Below are 21,522 nucleotides of genomic sequence, written 5' to 3' on the forward strand. Positions count from 1 at the left end.
GCCATCAATAAATTGATCGACCTCTACCCGCGCTGGCCCGCACACCCCAGTGTCTTCCATCATCCAGGGTGCTCGCCTGGTTCATGCCACTTAGATCGGTGTCGGCAGCGCCTCGCCGCGCTGCAGGGCCTCGACGTTGGCGATGAAGTTCTCCACCGTCGCGCGCACCGACTGCGGCGACCAGCCGGCGATGTGGGGCGTCAGGATGACGTTGCCCAGGCCCAGCAGCTCCTGCGGCGGGCGCGGCTCGCTCTCATAGACGTCCAGGGCCGCGCCAGCGATAAGGCCGGCCGCCAGCGCCGCGGCCAGTGCCGCCGTGTCCACGCAGCTGCCGCGCGCGATGTTGACGACATGGCCGCCGGGGCCGAGGGCCGCCAGCACCTCGGCGTCGACGATGTGCCTGGTGGCCGCGCCGCCCGGCGTCGCGACGACGAGGTCGTCGGCCCATGCGGCCAGGCCCGCCGCGCTGTCGAAATAGGCGCCATCGGCGTCCTCGCGCGGGTGGCGGTTGTGATAGCCGATGAGCATGCCGAAGGCCGTTGCGCGGCGGGCGATCTTGCGGCCTATGGTGCCGAATCCGAGCACCCCGAGGCGCCGGCCGCGGCAGTTGGGGTACAGGGGCAGGTCGTCGCGCCAGATGCCGGCGCGCAGCGCGGCGCCCTGCTGGGGCAGCGCGCGCAGGCTGGACAGCAGCAGGGCCAGCGCATGGTCGGCCACGCAGTCGTCGTTGGTGCCGGCGCCGTTGCAGGTGGCGACGCCCTGGGCTCGGGCGGCGGCCAGGTCGAGGTTCTCGTAGCCGGCGCCCTGGGCGGCCAGCAGTTTCAGCCCGGTGCAGGCGGCGATCTCGTCGGCGCGAAAGCCGGTGCTGCCATTGGTCAGCACCAGGTCGACCTCGGCCGCATGGGCGGCGATGGCCGCGGCGCGCGCGGCGGCGTCGGTGGCCTCGATGACGCGAAAGCGCTCCAGCAGCAGGGCCTTGTGTTCGGCGGCGATGGGGACGAGCAGCAGCAGCGTGAGCATGGCGGAACGGTTGCGAGGCGCGAAAGGCGCCCATCATGGCCGAAGGCCCGGTCCTGCATCTCCGGGAACCTGATTCGGGGGGCATGCCGAATGGCCCCGGGGTGGGCTGCGCCCACAATCGGCGCCACTTCAAATTCCCCTGCCCGCCATGAAACGACTGCTACTGCCGGCCCTGCTGGCCGCTGCGCTCAACGCCCATGCCGCCGAGCCGGCCGCCCCGGAAGGCCCGCTGGACGCGCTGCCCTACACGCCCAGCCTGGACCTCACGGCCATGGACCGCAGCGCCGACCCCTGCGAGGACCTCTACCGCTACGCCTGCGGCGCCTGGAGCCAGCACAACCCCATCCCGGCGGACCAGTCGCGCTGGTCGGTCTACGCCAAGATGGCCAACGAGAACCAGCGCTACCTCTGGGGCGTGCTGAACAAGCTCGGCGACCCCGCGGCCGAGCGCAGCGCGACGCAGGCCAGGCTGGGCGACTACTTCGCCGCCTGCATGGACGAAGGCGCCGTGCAGGCCGCCGGCCTGAAGCCGCTGCAGCCGACGCTGGAGCGCATCGCGGCGCTGGCGGACAAGCAGGCGCTGCCGGCCCTGCTGGCCGAGCTGCAGCTCGCCGCCGGCAATGAGCGCCTGTTCTTCGGCTTCAGCGCCGGCCAGGACTTTGCCGATGCGACGCGCCAGATCGCCTTCGCCAGCGCCGGCGGCCTGGGCCTGCCCGACCGCGACTACTACCTGAAGCGCGACGACAAGACGCTGAAGATCCGCGCCGCCTACGAGGCCCATGTGGCCCGCATGTTCGAGCTGCTGGGCGAGCCCGCAGCCGCCGCCAGGGCCGCCGCGCGCAGCGTGCTGGCCACCGAGACGGTGCTGGCCCGCGCGTCGCTGAGCAAGGTGGACAAGCGCGACCCCTACAAGACCTTCCACGTCGTCGACGCCCGCGGCCTGCAGGCGCTGACGCCCGGCTTCGACTGGGCCGCCTTCCAGGCCGCGCTGGGAACGCCGCCGGCCCAGGCCCGCTACAACGTCACCGAGCCGGCCTTCTTCAAGGCCTTCGCCGCGCGCCTGAAGGCCATGAGCTTGGCCGATGTGAAGACCTATCTGCGCTGGCAGTTGGCGAGCAGCCTGGCCCCGGCGCTGGACAACGGTTTCGTGCAGGCCAACTTCGACTTCTATGGCCAGACGCTGACCGGCCAGCCACAGCTCAAGCCGCGCTGGAAGCGCTGCGTGCAGCTTGTCGACGCGCAGATGGGCGAGGCCCTGGGCCAGGAGTTCGTCGCGCGCAACTTCACGCCCGAGCTCAAGGCCGCCGCCGTGCAGATGACCGATGAGATCGAGGCCGCCATGTCGCGCAGCATCGCGTCCCTGAGCTGGATGAGCGCCGAGACCAAGGCGCGCGCCCAGACCAAGCTCAAGGCCATCGTCAACAAGGTGGGCTACCCCGAGCGCTGGCGCGACTACGCGGCCCTGGCCGTGAAGCGCGGCGACTTCCTCGGCAACGTCGTCGCCGGCAATGTGTTCGAGTCCCGGCGCCGCCTGGCCAAGATCGGCCAGCCGCTGGACCGCGGCGAGTGGAGCATGACGCCGCAGACGGTGAACGCCTACTACGACGCGCAGATGAACGACATCAACTTCCCCGCGGGCGTGCTTCAGGCGCCGCTGTACGACGCGCGCCTGGACGAGGCGCCCAACTACGGCAACACCGGCGGCACCATCGGCCACGAGCTGACCCACGGCTTCGACGACGAGGGCCGCCAGTTCGACGCCCAGGGCAACCTGAAGAACTGGTGGACGAAGAAGGACGGCAAGGAGTTCCAGCGCCGCGCCGCCTGCGTGGTCGGCCAGTACGCCGGCTACACCGTCGTCGACGACATCAAGATCAACGCCAGGCTGACGCTGGGCGAGGACCTCGCCGACCTCGGCGGCCTCATCCTCGCCTGGGAGGCCTGGAAGGTGCACATGAGCGGCAAGACGCTGGAGGCAAATGGCCCCCACGCGGCGGGTACGCCGCTGCCCCCCGAGGGGGCTGAGCCGGCTCGGGGCGGCCCGTCGCCGGCTCTCCGCGACGGCCTGACGCCCGAGCAGCGCTTCTTCGTCGGCTTCGCGCAGTGGGACTGCGCCGATGCCCGACCCGAGGCGCTGCGCGTGCACGCCAGGATCGACCCGCACTCGCCGGCCAAGTGGCGCATCAACGGCGTCGTCGTCAACATGCCGGAGTTCGAGAAGGCCTTTGCCTGCAAGCCCGGCGCCGGGCTCGTGAAGCCGGCGGCGGAGCGCTGCAAGGTCTGGTGAAGGCCGCCGGCCGGCGGGGTTAGCGGCGGCCGGCCCTGCGCTGCGCCGCGGCGGCGGGGCGGCCCTGCCCGCCCGCCAGCTCCTTGCTGCTGAGCACGTATTCCGCGTTGTCGCTGAGCCGCTGCACCGCGAGGTCGATGAAGGCCCGCGCCCGGTCGGGCTGCGAGGTGCGGCTGCCGAAGTAGACGAAGTAGCTGGCGTAGTCCGACATGTGGTCCACCAGCAGGGGCACGAGCTGGCCCGCCCGGATGAAGGGCGCCGCCGTCACGCCCGCGAGCTGGCCCAGCACCTTGCCCGCCAGCACGGCCTGCAGCTCGAACACCTCGTCGTTGCAGCAGATCGCGGGCACCACCGGCTGGTCGGCCGGCTGGCCCCCGAGCTTCACGCGCCAGGGCACGACCTGGCCGGTGCCGGGGCTGCGGTAGGCGCTGCAGCGGTGCGAGGCCAGCGCGGCGAGCGAGTCCGGCCTGCCGTGGCGCTGCAGATAGGACGGCGCCGCGCAGATCACCAGCTGCAGCGGGAACAGGCGGCGCGCGATGACGCCTTCATGCGGCGACGGCCCGATGCGGAAGCCCACGTCGACGCGGTCCTCCACCCAGTTGCCGATGCGGTCGTCCAGCAGCACGTCGGGCTGTATGCCCGGATGCCGCTCGCAGAACTCGTCGACCAGGCGCCACAGGACATGCTGGAAGGCTGTCCGCGGGCCGACGATGCGCAGCGGCCCGGCGAACTCGTCCTTCGCGGACCTGGCCTTCTCCAGCGCCCTCTGCATGCCGAGCACCGCCGGCTGCACATCGTCCAGCAGGCGCTGGCCCGCATCGGTGAGCGACATCACGCGCGTCGTGCGGTGGAACAGCCGCGCGTCGAGGTGGGTTTCGAGCTGCGCCAGCGCCTTGCTCGCCGCCTGCGGGCTGATGCCCAGCGCCAGCGCGGCCTGCCTGAGGCTGCCCAGCTCCGCCGCCTTGATGAAGGTCGAGATCGACCGGAGTTCATTGATCGCCACGCCGGCATTGTCATCAATTCGATGTCAATCCAGCAACCTTGCCGTCACTATCGGGATGCGAGTCGCCTGCCTAGAGTTCGCTGCATCGAACCCGGAGCGGCCACCATGCAGCATGTCACCCTGAACAACGGCATCCAGATGCCCATCGCCGGCTTCGGCGTCTTCCAGATTCCCGACGCCAAGGACTGCGAGCGCAGCGTCATCGACGCCATCGAGGTCGGCTACCGGCTCATCGACACGGCCGCCTCCTACATGAACGAGGAAGCCGTGGGCCGCGGCCTGAAGGCCAGCGGCCTGCCCCGCGAGCAGCTCTTCGTGACCAGCAAGCTCTGGGTGCAGGAGACCGGCTACGAGCGCACGCAGGCGGCCATCGACAAGTCGCTGCGCCGCCTGGGCCTCGACCACCTGGACCTCTACCTCATCCACCAGCCCTTCGGCGACGTGCACGGCTCCTGGCGCGCGATGCAGGACGCCTACCGGGCTGGCAAGCTGCGTGCCATCGGCGTCAGCAACTTCCACCCGGATCGGCTGATGGACATCAAGGTCTTCAACGAGATCGCGCCGGCCGTCAACCAGGTGGAGGTCAACCCCTTTCAGCAGCAGTTGGAGGGCGCCGCCTTCATGAAGGAGATCGGCGTGCAGGCCGAGGCCTGGGCGCCGTTCGCGGAAGGCCGCAACAACCTGTTCCAGAACGAGGTGCTCGCCGGCATCGGCGCGCGCCACGGCAAGTCGGTGGGCCAGGTGGTGCTGAGGTGGCTGGTGCAGCGCGGCATCGTGGCCCTGGCCAAGTCGGTGCGCAAAGAGCGCATGGCCGAGAACATCGCCATCTTCGACTTCGCGCTCGACGACGCCGACATGGCCCGCATCGCCGCGCTCGACACCGACACGAGCAGCTTTTTCTCGCACCGCGACCCGGCCATCGTCAAGTGGATGTCCGAGCGCAGGCTCGACATCTGAGAGATAGCGGCATGGGCAAGTCCGACCGCCACGCGCCGGCCGCTGGAAGCGGCACGGTGCTGGCCATCATCGTGGCCAGCTATCTGATGATCGTGGTGGACATCTCCATCGTCATCACCGGCCTGCCCCGCATCCAGGCCGAGCTGGGCTTCAGCGCGGCCCGGCTCTCCTGGGTCAGCAATGCCTACACCCTGGCCTTCGGCGGCCTGCTGCTGCTGGGGGCCCGCGCGGGCGACATCCTGGGCCGGCGGCGCATGTTCATCGGCGGCCTGTCGCTGTTCACGCTGGCGTCGGTGGCCATCGGCCTGAGCCCGTCGGCGGCCTGGCTGTTGGCGGCGCGCGCCGTGCAGGGGGCGGGCGCCGCCGTGCTGGCGCCGTCCACGCTGGCCCTGCTGTCCACCCATTTCGCCGAGGGGCCGGCGCGCACCCGCGCACTGTCCCTGTACGCCGCTGCGGCCGGCATCGGCGCCACGCTCGGCCTTGTGCTGGGCGGCCTGTTCGCGGACCTGCTGTCCTGGCGCGCCGGCTTCTTCGTCAACCTGCCCATCGGCCTCGCGCTGGTCGCCGCAGCGAGGAAGCACGTCGCCGAGACGCCCGTGCAGGCCGGCCGCTTCGACCTGGCCGGTGCCGCCAGCGCCACGCTGGGCATGACGAGCCTCGTCTACGGCCTGGTGAGGGCCGCGGAAGCCGGCTGGCAGGAGCCGGCGGCGCTGGCCGCCCTGGCCGGCGGCGCACTGATGCTGGCGGCCTTCGTCGCGATCGAGCGGCGTGTCGGCCAGCCAGTGCTGCCGCTGCGCCTGCTGGCCCACCGGGAGCGCGCCGGCGCCTACGCCGCCCGCATGCTCTTCATGGCGGGTGCGGTGGGCTTCTGGTTCTTCTCCACGCAGTTCCTGCAGGGCGTGCTGCAGCTGCGCCCGCTGCAGGCCGGCCTGGCCTTCCTGCCGGTCACGCTGCCCAATTTCGCGTCGGCCATGGCCGTGCCGCGGCTGGCGCGCCGCCATGGCGGTGGCAGCCTGCTGCTGGCGGGCCTGCTCCTCGGCGCCATCGGTCTGCTCTGGCTGGGCCAGGCCGACACCCATGCAAGCTACTGGCTGGACGTGGCGCCGCCGATGGCCCTCATCGGTCTCGGCCAGGGCCTGCTGCTGGGGCCGCTGACCGCAGCCGGCGTCGCCGGCGTCGCGCCGAGGGACGCGGGTGCGGCGTCCGGCCTCGTGAACGTGGCGCACCAGCTGGGCGGCGCGCTGGGCCTCGGCGTGCTGGTGCTGATCGCTGCCGCGGCGGCGCCGGCCACGGCCCCTGGCATCGACGCCCTGGCGCATCGGGTCTCGGCGGTCATGGATGCCGGCGCCCTGCTGCTGGCCCTGGCGCTGCTCGTGGCCTGGGCCTGCATCGTGAGGCCGCGCCGCCGTCCCGCCCATCGACAGGAGACCCTGGCATGAAGACCCTCGTTTGCATGGCGCTCGCCGGCGCGGCCAACGCGACGCAGGCGCAGCTGCCCGCCGTAGCCCGGGTTACGGTCCGCACGGCGGCGTCCTCGCCCGCGGCCATCGGGCCGAGCGAGAACTTCACCGGCACCGTGCGCGTCACCGCGCCCTTCCAGGCCCTGCTGCCGGGCAGGGCCGGCGGCGCGACGGTGAGCTTCGAGCCGCGCGCCCGCACGGCCTGGCACAGCCATCCGCTCGGGCAGACGCTGGTCGTCACGGCCGGGCTGGGCCTGGTCCAGCAGGCAGGGCAGCCGGCGCTGGTGATCCGCCCCGGCGACGTCGTCACCATCCCCGCCAACGTGCGGCATTGGCATGGCGCCGGCCCCGACACGGCGATGACCCATGTGGCCATCGCCGAAAAGGCGGAAGACGGCAACGCGGTGACCTGGCGCGACAAGGTCGGCGACGCCGACTACCAGGCCGCACTGGTCAGCGCCGGCCTCGTCGCGGGCGGCCCTGAACGGCGGCCACAGCTCGGTCAACGCGGCGGCGCTGGCTTCCTTGCGGGCTTCGGTCGCGCGGTCGACGAGGTCCTTGGGGTCGAGATCCATGGCGGGGCGGGCAGCGGTGTTGGCCAGGAGTCTGAACCCCTGTACGCCCGGCTGTGGCAATCTCGCGGCCCGACCGCAACGCTGCTAGCCCGATGAAACCCAAGTCGCCGTCCTGTCTGGCCGCCTGTCTCGCCCTGTCCTGCGCGGCGGGCGTGCAGGCCGATCCCGTCACCTTCGCGATTGCTGGGCCCGCGGCGCGCCAGGTCTTGCTTGCCGGCGAGATGACGGACTGGGACGCGCACAAGCAGGCGATGGTGCGCGGGGCCGACGGCGTCTGGCGCCTGCGCCTGGACCTGGCGCCCGGGCAATGGCTCTACAAGTTCGTCGTCGACGGCCGCTGGCTGCCCGACCCGGCCACGCCCGACCACGATGCCGACGGGCGCGGTGGCGAGCATTCCTTCGTCTTCGTCGGCGAGGGACCGTGGACGCCGCCGGCGGCGGGAGCTGGGCGGGTCGAGACGCAGCAGGTGCCGTCGGCCGCATTCGGCCAGGCGGTCAAGGTCAACGTCTACCTGCCACCCGGCTTCGAACGCGGCCAGGCGCTGCCCGTGCTGACGCTGCTGCACGGCGGCGGCATGGACGCCGACCAGTGGTGGCGCACCGGCCATGTCGAGCGTTATGCCGACCGGCTGATCGCGTCCGGCCGCATGCGGCCCCTGGTCATCGTCATGCCGAGCAGCAACGGCCGCCGCTACGACGGCCCGGCCGAGCGCTTCATCGTGGAGGAGCTGCCGGCCTGGTTGCAGGAGCGCTACGGCCTGGCGCCGTCGCGGGCGCAGTCGGCCATCACGGGCATGTCGATGGGCGGCTATGGCGCGGTCAAGCTGCCGCTGGCCGCGCCGCTGCGCTGGGGCTATGCCTACGCACTGAGCGGCTACTACCCGCCCGAACTGGTCGAGCAGCTGCGTCGTGCCGGCCCGCCGGTCGAGCTGGTGCTGCGCTGCGGCACCGAAGACGAGCTGCTGCCGACCAACCGTGCCCTCGTCGCCGCGCTGCGCGAGCGCGGCCAGTCGCCGGACTACCGCGAGGACGCGGGCGGCCACAGCTTCCACTACTGGAGCCAGGTCACGGCGGAGATGCTGATGGCGGTGGACGCCTTCTTCCGCCGCGCAGACTTCTAGCCCCGCAGCCAGCACAGCAGGCACGGCCAGGCCGGCGGCGCCGGCGACGAGGCGGATGCCCGGCAGGAAGCCGTCGGCCGGCACCTCGCCCTCGCGCACGGCGATGCCGATGCCGGCAGCAGCCGGGTCGTGGCGGTCTGGGCGTGCGTCATCCCTGGACCAGGTTGCGGCCCTGGTGCTTGGCGCGGTAGAGGGCCGCGTCGGCGCGCGCCAGCACGGCGTCGGCACCCGTGTCGCCGCGCTCGGCCTCGGCGATGCCGAAGCTGGCGCTGAGCGGCCAGTCCTGTTCCAGCCAGCGCAGCGGCGCCGCGTCGATGAGGCAGCGCATGCGCTCGGCCACCAGGGCCGCGCCGGCGATGTCGGTGTCGGGCAGCAGCACGCAGAACTCCTCGCCACCCAGGCGCCCGAAGCGGTCCACCTCGCGCAGGCAGGGCTGCAGCTCCTTCACCATCTGGCGCAGCGCGGCGTCGCCGGCGGCGTGGCCCAGGCTGTCGTTGAGCTGCTTGAAGCGGTCCATGTCGATCATGACGAGGGCGTAGCCGCGCCCGCGCGCCAGCCAGGCATGGGCGCTGGCCAGGGCCTGGTCGAAGGCGCGGCGGTTCAGCGTGTCGGTCAGCGGGTCGCGCTCGAGCAGGCGCTCGATGCGCAGGATCAGGCGCATCAGCACGAGGAAGGCCAGCGTCGCGTTCTGCAGCAGCAGCAGCACCAGGCCCGTCCACAGGAAGACGAGGTTGAAGCCGGTGGGCAGGCGCAGGTCGGGCGTGGCGCCGGGATTGGCGAAGCTCTCGGCGCAGCGCAACGCCATCAGCGCCGCGATGAGGAACAGGGGCAGGGCCAGCGGCGCGGGCGTGCGCCGGCCGCTGGCCGAGCGGCCCAGGCTGCGCCAGGCCGTGAGGCCGGCCATCAGCGTGAGGCCGGCGGCGGCCGCGCTGATCAGGCGGGCCTGCCAGCGCAGGTCGCCGCCATAGGGCAGGGCGAGCAGGGCCAGCGCACAGGCGGCGACGGCGGCGGCGGCCGGCTTCCAGGGCAGCTCGCGCGTCGTGATGGCGGGCACGGCCGCGCCGAGCAGGGCGAAGGAAGCCACGGCCAGCACGTCGCTGGGCCAATAGGTGAAGGCGTCGGGCAGGGTGCCGCGCAGCACGTGCAGGGTCAGCGACAGCGCATTGGCGGCGTTGGCGCAGGCCATGGTCAGCGAGGCCCGGGGCGCGATGCGCGCGGTCCAGGCCAGGGCCGTCCAGACCAGCGCGGCCACGCCGGCCACCAGGATGAGGGCGGCCAGCAGGGTCTGGGTCTGGGCGGTGGTGACGCTCACGGGCGCCCTCGGTGCGGCAGTCCGGCGCTCATGCCGCAACGGCCCCGGACAGGTCTGGCGCCACGCAGACGCGGTTGCGGCCCTCGCCCTTGGCGCGGTAGAGCTCGGCATCGGCGCGCGCCAGGCCGACGTCGCCGGCCGCGTCGCCGAGCACCGGCAGGGCCACGCCGAAGCTGGCCGACAGGCGCAGCTCCGCGCCCTTCCAGTGCAGCGGCTCGGCGGCAAGGCTGGCGCGCAGCCGCTCGGCCACGGCGGCAGCGTCGGCCAGGTTGGCGGGGTTGTCGAGCGGCAGCAGCGCGCAGAACTCCTCGCCGCCCAGGCGCCCGAGGCGGTCCACCTCGCGCAGGCCGGCCTGCCAGATGCGCACGCAACGCTGCAGCGCCGCGTCGCCGGCGAGGTGGCCGTGCTCGTCGTTGATGCGCTTGAAGTGGTCGATGTCGATCATCGCGACCGCGAAGCCGTGGCCGCGCCGCAGCTGGGCCTGGGCCTCGGCCAGGGCCTGCTCGAAGGCGCGGCGGTTCAGCGCGCCGGTCAGGGAGTCGCGGTGGGTGAGATGCTGGATGCGGGTGACGAGGCGCCAGATCATCAGCGCGATGAGGCTGAGCGTGATGCTGGCCGTGATGACGAAGCCCAGCACGGCGCGCGCCGGCGAGGGCAGTGCACCGCTGAGGACGTGGTCGCCCCAGCCGGGCACGAGCAGCAGCTCGGCCGCATGGGCCAGGCTCACGACGGCCAGCGTGGCGAAGGGCAGGGTGGTGAGGGCGGTGACGACGGGCGTGAGGTGCCGGCTGACGCCGCGCAGCACCTCGCGCACGGCCAGGGCGGCCAGCAGCGCGACGCTGGCCGTGCCGGCGAGCTGGGGCGCCAGGCCCGAGCCGCTGGCGAGGCCGGCCGTGATGGCCAGCGCGCCCAGGCCGCCCAGCCAGGCGATGTCGCGCGGGTGCCGGCGGTTGCGCAGCATGCGCCGCAGCGCGAGCAACAGCAGCAGCATGCAGGCCAGCTGGCCGAATTCGGGCACGGCCTGGCGCAGCAGCGCGGGCCAGCCGGCCATGCAGTCGCCGCAGTCCTGCGTCGCGATCCGCAGCAGATGCCCCGCCGCCATCAGCTGGCCGGCGCGCGGCGCGATGCGGAACAGTTGGGCGAGCAGCAGCCAGGCCAGCGCCGCCATCGCGTTGAAGAGGGCGCTGACCTTGAGGACGGTGGGGACGTCGATGAAATCCATGCGGTGGGCCGGGTAGGGGCAGATCTTCTCCGACAACGCCACAATGCCGGCCATGACGGCCTGGGTCCTGATCACCGGCGGCTCGCGCGGCATTGGCGCCGCGACGGCCCTGCGCTGTGCGCAGGCGGGCTGGGACGTGGCCATCAACTATGCGCGGGATCATGCCGCTGCCGAGCTGCTGACGTCCAGACTGCGCGCATCCGGCCGGCGCGCGCTGGCGCTGCAGGCCGACGTGGCGGACGAGGCCCAGGTGGCCGCGATGTTCGAGCGCCTGGACGCGGCCGGTGGGCCCGGCGCGAGGCTGGCGGGCCTGGTCAACAACGCCGGCATCGTCGCGCCGGCCGCGCGGCTGGAGGCGATGGACATGGCGCGCTGGCGCCGCCTCTTCGACGTCAACGTCATCGGCACGCTGCTGTGCTGCCAGCAGGCCGCGCGGCGCATGAGCACGGCGCGCGGCGGCGCGGGCGGTGCCATCGTCAACCTGAGCTCGCGTGCGGCCGAGTTCGGCTCGGCCGGCGTCTACGTGGACTACGCGGCCACCAAGGGCGCCGTGGATACGCTGACCAAGGGCCTGGCGCGCGAGCTGATCGCCGAGGGCATACGCGTCAACGGCGTGCGGCCCGGCATCATCGAGACCGACATCCATGCGGCCAGCGGCATGGATGCCGGCGCCGCCGCCGCCGGCATTCCCATCCAGCGCCTGGGCCGCGCCGAGGAGGTGGCCGAGGCCATCGCCTGGCTGCTCAGCGATGCGGCCAGCTACACGGTGGGCGCGCTGCTGGACGTGGCCGGCGGCCGTTAGACGCCTAACGCTTTTCCACCAGGCTGGACTCCAGCCCGCTCTCGGTGCGCAGCTTGTCGGCCATGGAGCGCGCCTCGTCGGCGCTCGGGAAGGGGCCGGCGCGCAGCCGGTTCAGGCCGGCCTCGCGCACGATGGTCAGCAGCGGCAGCAGGCCGAGGTCGGCCTCGGCGACGCGCTGGCGCAGCGCCTCGGCGCCGTCGAGCCGGCCGAAAGCGCCGAACTGCAGCCAGTAGCCCGGGCCGGTGGTGACCGTGGCCGCGACGGTGGCCGTCGTCTCGCGCTGCGGTGAACCGGGCGGCACCTCGGGCACGAAGGTGGGCGGTGGCTCGTTCGCCGGCTTCTGCCAGGCGCCGGCGCGGATCTCGGCATAGGTGATGCGCTTGACCTCCACCGGCGCCACGCCGCGCAGCAGGTCGAGCTTGAGCGCGGCGGTGTAGCTGAGGTCGATGATGCGGCCCTTGTGGAAGGGGCCGCGGTCGTTGATGCGCACGACGACCTCGCGGCCGTTGGCCGGGTTGCGCACGCGGGCATAGCTCGGGATGGGCAGTGTCGCGTGCGCGGCCGTCATCGCATACATGTTGTAGACCTCGCCGCTGGAGGTCGGCCGGCCGTGGAACTTGTTGCCGTACCAGGAGGCCAGGCCGCGCTCGGCATAGGGCGCGTCCGTCGTGATGGGCTCGTAGTGCTCGCCCGCCACCTCGTAGGGCTTGTTCGGGCCGCCGCTGCGGATGGGCTCGACGCGCGGTTCGGCGTCGGGCACCTTGTGCAGCTCGGCCGGCGGGCTGGCCGGCGCGCCGTCACGATCGGCGGCGGGGGCCACCGGGCGCGTCGCGCAGCCGGTCATCAAGGCCAGCATGAGCAGCGCCAGGGCCAGCCCAGTATGCTGCGCGCTGTTCTTCCATCGTCGATGCCATGCCATGAGCAATTTCGTCTTTCCTCCGGCCGAGATTCCCAGCGCCGCCGTGCGCGGCACTGACGCCCGCTACGCGGTCCGCCGCATCTTCTGCGTCGGCCGCAACTATGCCGATCATGCCCGCGAGATGGGCTCGGACCCGAGCCGCGAGGCGCCGTTTTACTTCACGAAACCGACGACGGCCCTGACGCCCTCGGGCAGCACCGTGCCCTACCCGACCGAAACCCGCAACTACCACTACGAGATGGAGCTGGTGCTGGCCATCGGCGCGCCGGTGTTCAAGCTCACGCCCGAGGCCGCCATGGCCGCGATCTGGGGCTATGCCGCGGGCCTGGACATGACGCGCCGCGACCTGCAGGCCGCGGCCAAGGCGGCCGGCAAGCCCTGGGACACGGCCAAGGGCTTCGACCAGTCCGCCATCCTCGGCGACATCGTGCGCGTGTCCGACGTCGGCCGCCTCGAGCGCGGCGCGATCACGCTGGCCGTGAACGGCGTCGAGAAGCAGCGCGGCGACCTGGCCGACATGATCTGGAACCCCGCCGAGATCGTGTCCAACCTGTCCCACCTCTACCGCCTGCATCCGGGCGACCTGATCTACACGGGCACGCCGGCCGGCGTGGGCGCCGTCGTGCCGGGCGACGTGCTGGTCGGCCGCATCGAGGGCCTGGGCGAGATCACGTTGACCGTGGGGCAGGCCGAGTGATGTACACGCAAGAAACCCTGGAGCTGGCCCGCGCGCGCAACATCCACGAGGCCCTGGCCGAGGACATCGGCGGCTGCGACTGGACGGCCCGGCTCGTGCCCGCGGGCCGGCGCGTGGCCGCCCAGGTGCGCGTGCGCGAGCCTGCCGTGCTGTGCGGCCGCGACTGGTTCGACGGCGTGTTCGCCGCGCTGGACGCGTCCAGCCGCATCGAATGGCTCTACGACGAAGGCGCGGCGATGACGGCCGACAGCATCGTCTGCCGCATCGAGGCCGATGGCCGCGCGCTGCTCAGCGCCGAGCGGCCGGCGCTGAACTTCCTGCAGCTGCTGTCGGCCACGGCCACGCTCACGCGCGCCCATGTCGACGCGGTGGCCGGCGCCAGCCCCAACCCGCGCGGCTGCGCCATCCTCGACACGCGCAAGACCATCCCGGGCCTGCGCCTGGCGCAGAAGTACGCGGTGCGCGTCGGCGGCGGCCAGAACCAGCGGCTGGCGCTGTACGACGGCATCCTCATCAAGGAGAACCACATCGCCGCGGCCGGCGGCGTGGGCGAGGCGCTGCGCGCGGCGCAGGCGCTGAACTCGGGCGTGGACATCCAGATCGAGGTCGAGACCATCGCGCAGCTGGACGAGGCGCTGGCGGCCGGCGCGGTCAGCGTGCTGCTGGACAACTTCAGCGAGGCCATGATGCGCGAGGCCGTCGCGATGAATGCCGGCCGTGCCCTGCTGGAGGTGTCGGGCGGCGTCGCGCTGGAGCAGCTGCGCTGGATCGCCGCGACCGGCGTGGACCGCATTTCCATCGGCCGGCTGACCAAGGACGTGCGCGCGGTGGACTACTCGATGCGGGTGCTGGGGCCGGTGTGAGCCGGCTGCCGTAGCGGCGGCAGGCGCTAGCGTGCGTCGTAGCGGGCGGCGATGCGCTGGAGGCTGCCGTCCGCCTGCAGCCTGTCGAGCGCGCTGCGCAGCCGCTCGACGGTGGCTTCCGGCAAGTCCCGGCGGTAGGCGAACAGCGGGCGGTCTTCGTGGAAGACCTGGGGCAGGAGCCGGACCTTGTCCTGGAGCCGCTCGCGCTTGATGTAGTAGTTCAGCTCCATGTCGCTGAAGTAGTAGGCCCGGCCGCGGTGGTTGATCAGCTTGCGAAGGCTGAGGGCCGGGTCGGAAACGCTGGCATCGAGCGGGATGCCGCCGACATCCTGCAGGACCTGCTCATAGAGGCTGCTGCGGTTGACCATGATCGGCTCATCGGGCGGCAGCCGGCGCAGCTCTTCCAGCTTCTCGATGTGCAGGGGGTCGTCGGCCCGCACGGCGAGCCTGTGCCGGGTGACGTAGACGACGTGCGGCAGGAAGCTGATCCTGGCCTCGCGAGCCGGTGTGAGCGCCAGGCCGCAGAAAACATCGACCCGCCCGCTTTCCAGCAGGCCTTCGATGCGCTTGAGGGGCAGGGCCTGGTCGAGGCCCTCGAAGCGCACGGTGGCTTCGGTGGCCTCGATGGCGCGCAGCATCTCCACGCAGTAGCCCGGCCTGTAGGTGTCGCCGGTGTTGAACTTGGGCAGGTTGCCGGACTGGGCCACCGTGCGCAACAGGGTGATGTCCTGCGCCGTGCAGGACAGCGCCACCCCGAGGGCGCAACTGGTCAGGAGCCGGTGCCACTGCATGGTCAGTTGTCGAACCAGGGTTCGTTCGGCAGTTCGTCGAAGACCTTGCGCAGCCCCTTGCTCCAGCCGTCGCGCAGCGACAGGAAATAGGGGTCGTCGCGGCCGATGCGGTGCGGCGGCTTCATCGCCTGCTCGAACTGGTTGGCGCGCAGCATCAGCATGTCGATGGGCAGGCCCACCGACAGGTTGGAGCGGATCGTCGAGTCGAAGCTCACTAGCGTGCACTTGGCGGCCTCGTCCAGCGGCGTCGTCTCGTAGTTGATGACGCGGTCGATGATGGGCTTGCCGTACTTGCTCTCGCCGATCTGGAAGTAGGGCGTGTCCTCGGTGGCCTCGATGAAATTGCCCTGCGGGTAGACGTGGAAGAGGCGCGGGCCCTCGCCCCGGATCTGGCCGCCGAGCAGGAAGTTGGCGCCGAAGTCCACGCCCTGGCTCTGCATGCCGCCGCCGGAGTCGCGCGCGACGACCTCCTTCAGCGTGCGGCCGAGCAGCACGGCGCCGTCGTAGAGGCTGGGCACGTTGAGCAGGTGCTCGCCCTCGCCGTTCAGGCGCGCGTTCAGCAGCGAGAGCACGGACTGCGTCGTCGCCAGGTTGCCGGCCGCCAGGATGACGATCTCGCGCTGGTGCGGGATCTGGAACTGGTACATCTTGCGAAAGCTCGCGATGTGATCCACGCCCGCATTGGTGCGGGTGTCGGAGGCGAACAGCAGGCCCGAGCGCAGGCGCATCGCGACGCAATAGGTCATGGGGAGGTCGTGGCAGACAAGCTGGCTCGATTATCGTGATTGCCTCCGTGGCCGGCATTGCCGCCGGAACTGCGGCCGGCGCAAGGCCTCAGGCAGCCGCCACAATCCGCCCAAACTCACCCCATGCACCATGGCCCAACCGATGCCCACTCCCCGCTATGACCCGATCAGCCGCGCCCTGCACTGGCTGACGGCCATCGCCGCGACCATCGCCTTCATCCTGGGCCCGGGGGGCTTCGGGCGGCTGATGCACGACGGCGTCGACCCGGCCACGCGGCTGGACATCGTCTGGCACGAGTCCTTGGGCCTGCTGGTGTTCGCGATGACGCTGCTGCGCCTGCTGTGGGTGGCCCTGCGCCCGGGCAAGCCGCATTTCGAGATGCCGATGTGGATGCGGGTGCCGGCGCTGCTGGTGCATGGCGCGCTGTGGGCCCTGCTGCTGGTCCTGCCGCTGACGGCCCTGCTGGCCCTGGGTAGCGAAAGCCACCCGCTGACCCTGCTGGGCGGCGTGCGGGTGGACCAACTGCCCTGGATCGCCGGCTCGCCGCTGGGCGAGGCGGCGGACTGGGGCGACGTGCACGGCGTTCTGGGCGACGCGCTGATGTGGCTGGCCGGCCTGCATGCGCTGGCCGCGCTTTATCACCACTTTGCGCGCAAGGATGGCGTGCTGGCGTCCATGCTGCCCTGGCGACTGAAGTGAGCCCCTCGCCCATTCTCGCCGCGCTGGACGCGGGCGAGCCTGGTCGGTCTTGCAGACCGCGCTGCGGCCTGGGCCGCAGCCCTTCGCCAGACACATTCCGCCCACTGGGCGGAATGTGTCCGGGCTCAGCCCCCCGGGGGGCGGCGATGCTTGCGGCATTGAGCCGCAAGCACATCGCCTGCGCGGGCCGGCTTGGGAGCGGCCCGGCGCTCGGCCCGCAATAGCCTCCTACGGTTCGTCAGGCTTCAGAAGAACACGATCCCGCCAAAGGCGAAGCCGTTCATCCTGGCCTCGCTGCCCACGACGGGCTTGGAGGTCGTGCGGCTGATCTCCGTCACCAGCGTCACGCTCTTGGTCAGGCCGTAGTAGAGGCCGGCCGTCACGTTGCTGTTGCTGCGCAGGTCGGTCGTCGCGCCGTCCTTGAGCCGGCTCTCGCCCCAGTTCAGGCCGAGCTTGGCCTTGGGCGTGGCCTGCCAGGTGGCCTGGACCAGCAGATTGGTCTGCTTGCGGTCGCCGCTGTCGCCGTCGGACAGCACGCCCAGGCCCTTGCCGCTCTGCACATTGGCCGCGAGGCCGAAGGCGCCGGCCGTGATGCTGGCGCCCAGCTCGCCGCCGCTCATCGTGAAGCCGGCCGTGTTGTTCGGGCCCTCGAACTTCTGGTGCTTCAGGCCGGCCCAGACCTTGCCGCCGTCGAACTTGGCCGACACCAGGGCCTGCAGCTGGGGTTCGCTGCGGCCGATGAAGCTGGTGCCGCTGGCGTCCACCGGGCTCATCAGCGCGATGGTGGCCGAGAAGCCGCCGCTGGTGGGCAGGCTGTAGGCCATCTGGCCATAGGTGCCGAGGTAGGTGTAGCCGGAGCCGATGTGGCCCAGCGTGACGCGGTTGCGTTGGGTGGCGCTGACGGGCGCGCCGGCGCCGAGCAGGGTCATGTCGCCGAGGATGGCGGACTGGCCGAACAGGCCGTAGTCGCGGCCGAGCTTGACGCTGCCCATGTCGGCATTGCCGATGGTGACGAAGCCCTGGCGCACGTCGACATTGCTGTTGTTGGAGATGGCGTCGCCGGCCGCCACGGCCGCGCCGATCATCAGCGTGGCGCTGATGTCATAGCCCTCCTGGCGGGTCTTGGCCGTCGTGGTCAGCGCATTGGGCAGCAGGCCGTTGCCGATGACGGTGCGGCCTTCGGTGCCGGCGCAGCCCAGCGCCTGGCTGGCCAGGGCCAGGCCGGTGACGGCCTGTGAGCCGCTGCAGCTGGTGTGGGTGTAGTAGGCGTTGACGATGCCGCCGACGCTGAGGTCCCACTCGCCGGCCTTGAAGTCGGCGGCATGGGCGGCGCCTGCGGTGGCGAGCAGGGCGGCGATGAGGATGTGGCTGTGCTTCATGTTGTCTCCAGTGGTTGTGATGTGGCCGCTGCTGCCTGCGCAAGCGCTGTGCCAGTGCCGGCCTGGAGCGGGCGGGGGCGTGGGATGCTGCGGCGCGGCGCAGCGGGCGGGGCAGAACGTGTCGTGCTGGCACGCGGCTGCGGGTCGCACCGGACGCCGGTTGTGGCGCGGGCCGCGTCGCGCGCTGCGCCGCGTTGCAGCGCGGCTGTGGCGGCGCGGAGCAGTGCCCGAGGGGTTTTGCTAGAAGCCGAGCTTCAGGCCGACGGACACGCTGCGCGGCGCGCCCGGCGCGAAGAAGGTCGCGTGGCGCAGCGGGTGGTCGCCGTTGGCGTTGGCCGGGAAGGGCTGGCCCTGGAAATTGCCCGCGGCGTCGAAGCCGGTGGGGCCGAGCTGGGCGGCCGTGCTGTAGGCGCGGTCCAGCAGATTGGCGACCTGGGCGAAGAGCTTGATGCCCTTCGCCGGCTTCCAGGCCGCCGTGACATTGAGCACCGCATGGCCGGCGCTGCGGCCGGGGCCGAGGTAGTAGACGCCGTCGGGCCGGTGCTGGCCGTTCTCGTTGCCGCGCGCGGGCGCGCCGCTCGTCGCGATGGCGTCGGCGCCGAGGCTCCAGGCCTCGCCGAGGTCCAGGTCGGCATAGAGCTTGAGCATGCGGCGCGGCACCAGGGGGATGCGGTCGCCGGGGCGGATGGCGATGTTGCCGTCCACGCCGGGCCGGCCGGCACTGGCCGTGTCGTTGCTGCTGTTGGACGCGCCGTTGACGGTCTCGGCCGAGCGGTAGCTGGCGTCCAGCAGCGTCAGGTTGGCGCCCGCCGTGAGCCCCCGGGCCGGCTGGACGCTCAGGCCCAGCTCAATGCCCTGGCGGCGCGTCCTGCCGAAGTTCTTGAAGTAGCCGAAGCCGGCCGCATCGTCGGCGACGAAGAGCAGGTCGTCGCGGTTGTCGGAGCGGAACAGGCCCAGGTTCCAGGCCAGCGGCGCGCCGGCCGCGCTGCGCAGGCCCGCCTCGACCGTGGTCGTGACGACCTGCTTGAGCGGCGGGTCGCCGGCGAAGGCATTGGGCAGCCGGCAGGGGTTGGCCGGGTCGGCGCAGCCGAGCTCGACGGAGGACGGGTCGCGGCTGCCCTGGCCGATGCCGGCCCAGGCATTGACGCCGGCCACGGGGTCGAAGCTCAGGCCGATGGCCGGGTTGAAGCGGCTGAAGCGCTGCCTGCCGTCCAGCGAGCCGGGGCCGCCGCCGGGGTTGATGGCATCGCGGTTGCGCAGGCGGCTGTCGTTGTAGCGGCCGGACAGGCTCAGGTGGGTGGCCGGGCCGAGCGTCAGCACGCTGCTCGCGAACAGGCTGAGCGTGCGCGTGCGGCCGAGCAAGTCCACGCGGCTATCGGCCGGCATCTCGCCGCTGCCGCTGACGCTGCGGTCGGGGTTGAGGTCGCCCAGCTCGGCGTCCTGCGTGAAATGGCTGGCGCTGAAATCGGCCGCGGCGCCGAGCAGCGATTTGCTCGCCAGCCCGAGCAGCGGGCCGTCGTAGCCGAGCTGGGCATTGAAGCCGGCGTTGCGCTGCTGGGTGCGGCTGCGGTGGATGACGCCGTTGGGGATGCCGGCGTCGCCGGGCTGGCCGAGCGCGTCGTCGTTGAGGTCGCCGTTGAAGCTGCGGCTGAGGATGGCGCGCGCGTAGGCGTTGCCGGCCAGCGTCCAGTGCTCGCCGAGGGCCTGCGACAGCGCGAGATTGACGAGGGCGGCGCGGTTCTTCGTGTTGTCGGGCCGGGTGTAGACGCTGGCGCGGTCGCGGGCCAGCAGGCGCTGCTCCTGCAGGCCGTTGCCGTTGAGGTCGGTGCTGGCCAGCGCGGCGCTCAGCGTCAGCTCGGAGTCGGCGCCGCGGTGGCCGAGCTTGCCGAACAGCTGGTTCACGTCGGAGGGCGAATCCACCCGCCAGCCGTCCTCGCGGAACTTGTTGCCGGCCACGAACCAGTGCCCGCCCTCGTCCGTGCTGCCGCCGTGCTCGAACTCCGCCGTGCGGCGGCCGAAGGCGCCGGCCTGCAGCTGCAGCGCGCTGCCGGCGTTCTTCAGCCCGTCCTTGGTCTGCACGCTGAGGGCGCCGCCCAGCGTGTTGAGGCCGAACAGCGGGTTGGAGCCGGGGTTGAGCGTGACGGAGGCGATGGCCACCTTGGGCACGAGGTCCCAGCTGACGACGTCGCCGAAGGGCTGGTTCAGGCGCACGCCGTCGACGTAGAGCGACAGGCCCTGCTGCGAGCCCAGCAGCGGCGAGGCCGTGTAGCCGCGGAAGTTCACGTCGGGCTGCAGCGGGTTGCCCTGCATCTCGTTGAGGTAGACGCTGCCCAGGCGCCGGTTCATGAAGCTGGTGAGGTCCGCGGCCTGGCTGCGCTCGATGTCGGCCGCGCGGGCGGTCTGCACATTGGCGGCGATCTGGTCGCGCGGCAGGCCCAGGCCGGCGACCGGCGACATGCCGACGACCTCGACCCGCTCGAGCTGGATCTGTGCATTCGCGGCCGATGCCGTGGCCAGGGCCAGCAGGGCCCAGCAGCGCCCGTTGCGGTGCATGGAGTTAAGGCAACGCTGAACGAGTCCCTCGCGCGCAGCGCATCCCTGCTTGGGGCGGTCTGCTGCGTTGCAAATCCTCGCCGTAGCCCCAGCTACGGCTGCGGTTTGCGCCTTGCAGCCCATCCCCAACCAGGGCGCGCTGCATCGCGGGGACTTGTTCAACGTCGCCTCAGTGGATCACGACGCCCCAGGGCAGCTTGCCCACCGCCACGTCGGCCACCTTCTTCTGTGTCTCGGTGTCGATGACCGACACGGCGCCCGAGCGCCCGCAGGCGACATAGAGCTTGCGGCCGTCGGGCGTCAGCGCCATGTTCCAGGGCCGCTGGCCGACCGGGATGGTGGCGATGAAGGCCATGCGGTCCACGTCCAGCACCGAGACGGTGGCGTCGCCGCCGTTGGAGATGAAGACGCGCCGGCCGTCGGGGTGCACGCTGATGCCGTTGCTCTTGGGCCCGGCCATCAGCTTGTCCTGCACCGTGAAGCTCTGCGTGTCGATGACGTAGATCTCGCTGGACATCTCGGAGGCGACGAAGGCACGCCGCCCGTCCGGCGAGAAGCCGATGCCGCGCGGCCGCGTGCCCACCGGGATCTGCGCCACCTGGGCGCGCTTGGCCACGTCGATGACGTCCACCGCGCTGCCCTCCTCGGCACTGACCAGCACCCAGCGCCCGTCGGGGCTGAAGACGGCGTGCTCGGGGTTCTTGCCCTTCACCTTGACGCCGAAGCTGCGCGCCATCGTGCGCGTGTCGACGAAGACCACCTCGTTGCTCTCCTCCACGGCGGCCACCACCCAGCGGCCGTCGGGCGACTGGCCCAGGCCCTCGGGCGATTCGCCGAGCGGGATCTCGCCGGCCTGGCGGCGCGCGGCCAGGTCCAGCACGACGAGGCGGTTGCCGGGCTGGTCGCTGACGTAGGCGCGTCGGCCGTCGGGGCTGACGACGGCACCGCGCGGTTTGGCGCCGGCGGGCAGCTCGTAGAGCACGGCGTCGGTCGCCGTGTCGATGACGCTGAGCGTGCCCGAGCCCTCGTTGGAGACGTAGGCGAGCGGGCCTGCGTGCGCCGAGGCGATGGCCGCGGCGAGCAGGGTGAGGGTGGGCAGGACGCGGCGCATGGCG

At 72.0% G+C, this 21,522-nt stretch carries 19 protein-coding genes; 9 read left to right on the plus strand and 10 right to left on the minus strand.

The features are described 5' to 3' along the window. Nucleotides 1–90 precede the first annotated feature (90 nt). A complete protein-coding gene (locus EV671_RS21560) occupies nt 91–1,020 on the minus strand; it encodes an NAD(P)-dependent oxidoreductase (RefSeq protein ID WP_132575656.1) in 930 nt (309 codons plus the stop codon). Between the two features lie 148 nt (nt 1,021–1,168). Between EV671_RS21560 and EV671_RS21565 the strand changes: the two genes are divergently transcribed. Further along, a complete protein-coding gene (locus tag EV671_RS21565) occupies nt 1,169–3,307 on the plus strand; it encodes a M13 family metallopeptidase (RefSeq protein ID WP_132575658.1) in 2,139 nt (712 codons plus the stop codon). Between the two features lie 19 nt (nt 3,308–3,326). Here EV671_RS21565 and EV671_RS21570 read toward each other — a convergent pair whose 3' ends face one another. After that, nucleotides 3,327–4,310 carry a LysR family transcriptional regulator gene (locus EV671_RS21570; protein WP_132575660.1) on the minus strand — a complete coding sequence of 328 codons (984 nt, stop codon included), beginning with the start codon at nt 4,308–4,310 and terminating at the stop codon, nt 3,327–3,329. A 105-nt stretch (nt 4,311–4,415) separates the two neighbouring features. Between EV671_RS21570 and EV671_RS21575 the strand changes: the two genes are divergently transcribed. Genes EV671_RS21575 through EV671_RS21590 form a run of 4 tightly spaced genes read left to right on the plus strand, consistent with a single transcriptional unit; the run spans nt 4,416 to nt 8,423 of the window. After that, nucleotides 4,416–5,267 (plus strand): aldo/keto reductase, encoded by an 852-nt coding sequence (locus EV671_RS21575; RefSeq protein ID WP_132575662.1) that lies wholly within the window; start codon nt 4,416–4,418, stop codon nt 5,265–5,267. 11 nt (nt 5,268–5,278) lie between these two features. Continuing rightward, nucleotides 5,279–6,706 carry an MFS transporter gene (locus EV671_RS21580; RefSeq protein ID WP_132575664.1) on the plus strand — a complete coding sequence of 476 codons (1,428 nt, stop codon included), beginning with the start codon at nt 5,279–5,281 and terminating at the stop codon, nt 6,704–6,706. Then, nucleotides 6,703–7,398, plus strand: a complete 696-nt coding sequence (locus EV671_RS27545; protein WP_132575666.1) for a (R)-mandelonitrile lyase — start codon at nt 6,703–6,705, stop codon at nt 7,396–7,398. The genes EV671_RS21580 and EV671_RS27545 overlap by 4 nt, the downstream gene beginning before the upstream one ends. Continuing rightward, nucleotides 7,395–8,423 (plus strand): alpha/beta hydrolase-fold protein, encoded by a 1,029-nt coding sequence (locus EV671_RS21590; RefSeq protein ID WP_132575668.1) that lies wholly within the window; start codon nt 7,395–7,397, stop codon nt 8,421–8,423. The genes EV671_RS27545 and EV671_RS21590 overlap by 4 nt, the downstream gene beginning before the upstream one ends. Before the next feature lie 148 nt (nt 8,424–8,571). Here the strand turns inward: EV671_RS21590 and EV671_RS21595 are convergent, their stop codons facing one another. Together EV671_RS21595 and EV671_RS21600 are read right to left on the minus strand one after the other, a co-directional pair. Then, nucleotides 8,572–9,735 (minus strand): GGDEF domain-containing protein, encoded by a 1,164-nt coding sequence (locus EV671_RS21595; RefSeq protein ID WP_165917673.1) that lies wholly within the window; start codon nt 9,733–9,735, stop codon nt 8,572–8,574. A 28-nt stretch (nt 9,736–9,763) separates the two neighbouring features. Next, nucleotides 9,764–11,011, minus strand: coding sequence for a GGDEF domain-containing protein (locus EV671_RS21600; protein ID WP_165917674.1), 1,248 nt, complete (start codon nt 11,009–11,011; stop codon nt 9,764–9,766). Between EV671_RS21600 and EV671_RS21605 the strand changes: the two genes are divergently transcribed. Beyond that, on the plus strand, nt 11,001–11,759 hold the full coding sequence (locus EV671_RS21605) for an SDR family oxidoreductase (protein WP_415840544.1): 759 nt from the start codon (nt 11,001–11,003) through the stop codon (nt 11,757–11,759). The genes EV671_RS21600 and EV671_RS21605 overlap by 11 nt on opposite strands. 4 nt (nt 11,760–11,763) lie before the next feature. Here EV671_RS21605 and EV671_RS21610 read toward each other — a convergent pair whose 3' ends face one another. Next, on the minus strand, nt 11,764–12,615 hold the full coding sequence (locus EV671_RS21610) for a septal ring lytic transglycosylase RlpA family protein (protein WP_243655837.1): 852 nt from the start codon (nt 12,613–12,615) through the stop codon (nt 11,764–11,766). Nucleotides 12,616–12,676: 61 nt separating this feature from the next. On the opposite strand from EV671_RS21610, the gene EV671_RS21615 reads away from it, so the two are divergent. Both EV671_RS21615 and nadC read left to right on the plus strand, forming a co-directional pair. Continuing rightward, nucleotides 12,677–13,375: a fumarylacetoacetate hydrolase family protein gene (locus EV671_RS21615; RefSeq protein WP_132575678.1), complete on the plus strand. Its 699-nt coding sequence runs from the start codon at nt 12,677–12,679 to the stop codon at nt 13,373–13,375. Beyond that, nucleotides 13,375–14,238, plus strand: coding sequence for a carboxylating nicotinate-nucleotide diphosphorylase (gene nadC, locus EV671_RS21620; protein ID WP_132575680.1), 864 nt, complete (start codon nt 13,375–13,377; stop codon nt 14,236–14,238). Before EV671_RS21615 ends, nadC begins: the two co-directional genes overlap by 1 nt. A 26-nt stretch (nt 14,239–14,264) precedes the next feature. Here the strand turns inward: nadC and EV671_RS21625 are convergent, their stop codons facing one another. Both EV671_RS21625 and EV671_RS21630 read right to left on the minus strand, forming a co-directional pair. Continuing rightward, nucleotides 14,265–15,029 carry a substrate-binding periplasmic protein gene (locus EV671_RS21625; protein WP_132575682.1) on the minus strand — a complete coding sequence of 255 codons (765 nt, stop codon included), beginning with the start codon at nt 15,027–15,029 and terminating at the stop codon, nt 14,265–14,267. A gap of 2 nt (nt 15,030–15,031) precedes the next feature. Then, a complete protein-coding gene (locus EV671_RS21630) occupies nt 15,032–15,775 on the minus strand; it encodes a proteasome-type protease (protein ID WP_132575684.1) in 744 nt (247 codons plus the stop codon). A 142-nt stretch (nt 15,776–15,917) separates the two neighbouring features. Here EV671_RS21630 and EV671_RS21635 point away from each other — a divergent pair, with 142 nt between their 5' ends. Further along, on the plus strand, nt 15,918–16,475 hold the full coding sequence (locus tag EV671_RS21635; protein WP_132575686.1) for a cytochrome b: 558 nt from the start codon (nt 15,918–15,920) through the stop codon (nt 16,473–16,475). 245 nt (nt 16,476–16,720) lie between these two features. Here EV671_RS21635 and EV671_RS21640 read toward each other — a convergent pair whose 3' ends face one another. From EV671_RS21640 to EV671_RS21650, 3 genes are all read right to left on the minus strand, one after another. Continuing rightward, nucleotides 16,721–17,854 carry a porin gene (locus EV671_RS21640; RefSeq protein ID WP_132575688.1) on the minus strand — a complete coding sequence of 378 codons (1,134 nt, stop codon included), beginning with the start codon at nt 17,852–17,854 and terminating at the stop codon, nt 16,721–16,723. Nucleotides 17,855–18,094: 240 nt separating this feature from the next. Beyond that, a complete protein-coding gene (locus EV671_RS21645) occupies nt 18,095–20,407 on the minus strand; it encodes a TonB-dependent receptor (RefSeq protein ID WP_132575690.1) in 2,313 nt (770 codons plus the stop codon). Between the two features lie 169 nt (nt 20,408–20,576). Next, the gene (locus tag EV671_RS21650; RefSeq protein WP_132575692.1) at nt 20,577–21,518 is read right to left on the minus strand and encodes a beta-propeller fold lactonase family protein; all 942 of its coding nucleotides are present in this window, start codon (nt 21,516–21,518) and stop codon (nt 20,577–20,579) included. Between the last annotated feature and the right edge of the window lie 4 nt (nt 21,519–21,522).

The organism is Roseateles saccharophilus, from assembly GCF_004342485.1.
GTDB classification, from domain to species: domain Bacteria; phylum Pseudomonadota; class Gammaproteobacteria; order Burkholderiales; family Burkholderiaceae_C; genus Pelomonas; species Pelomonas saccharophila.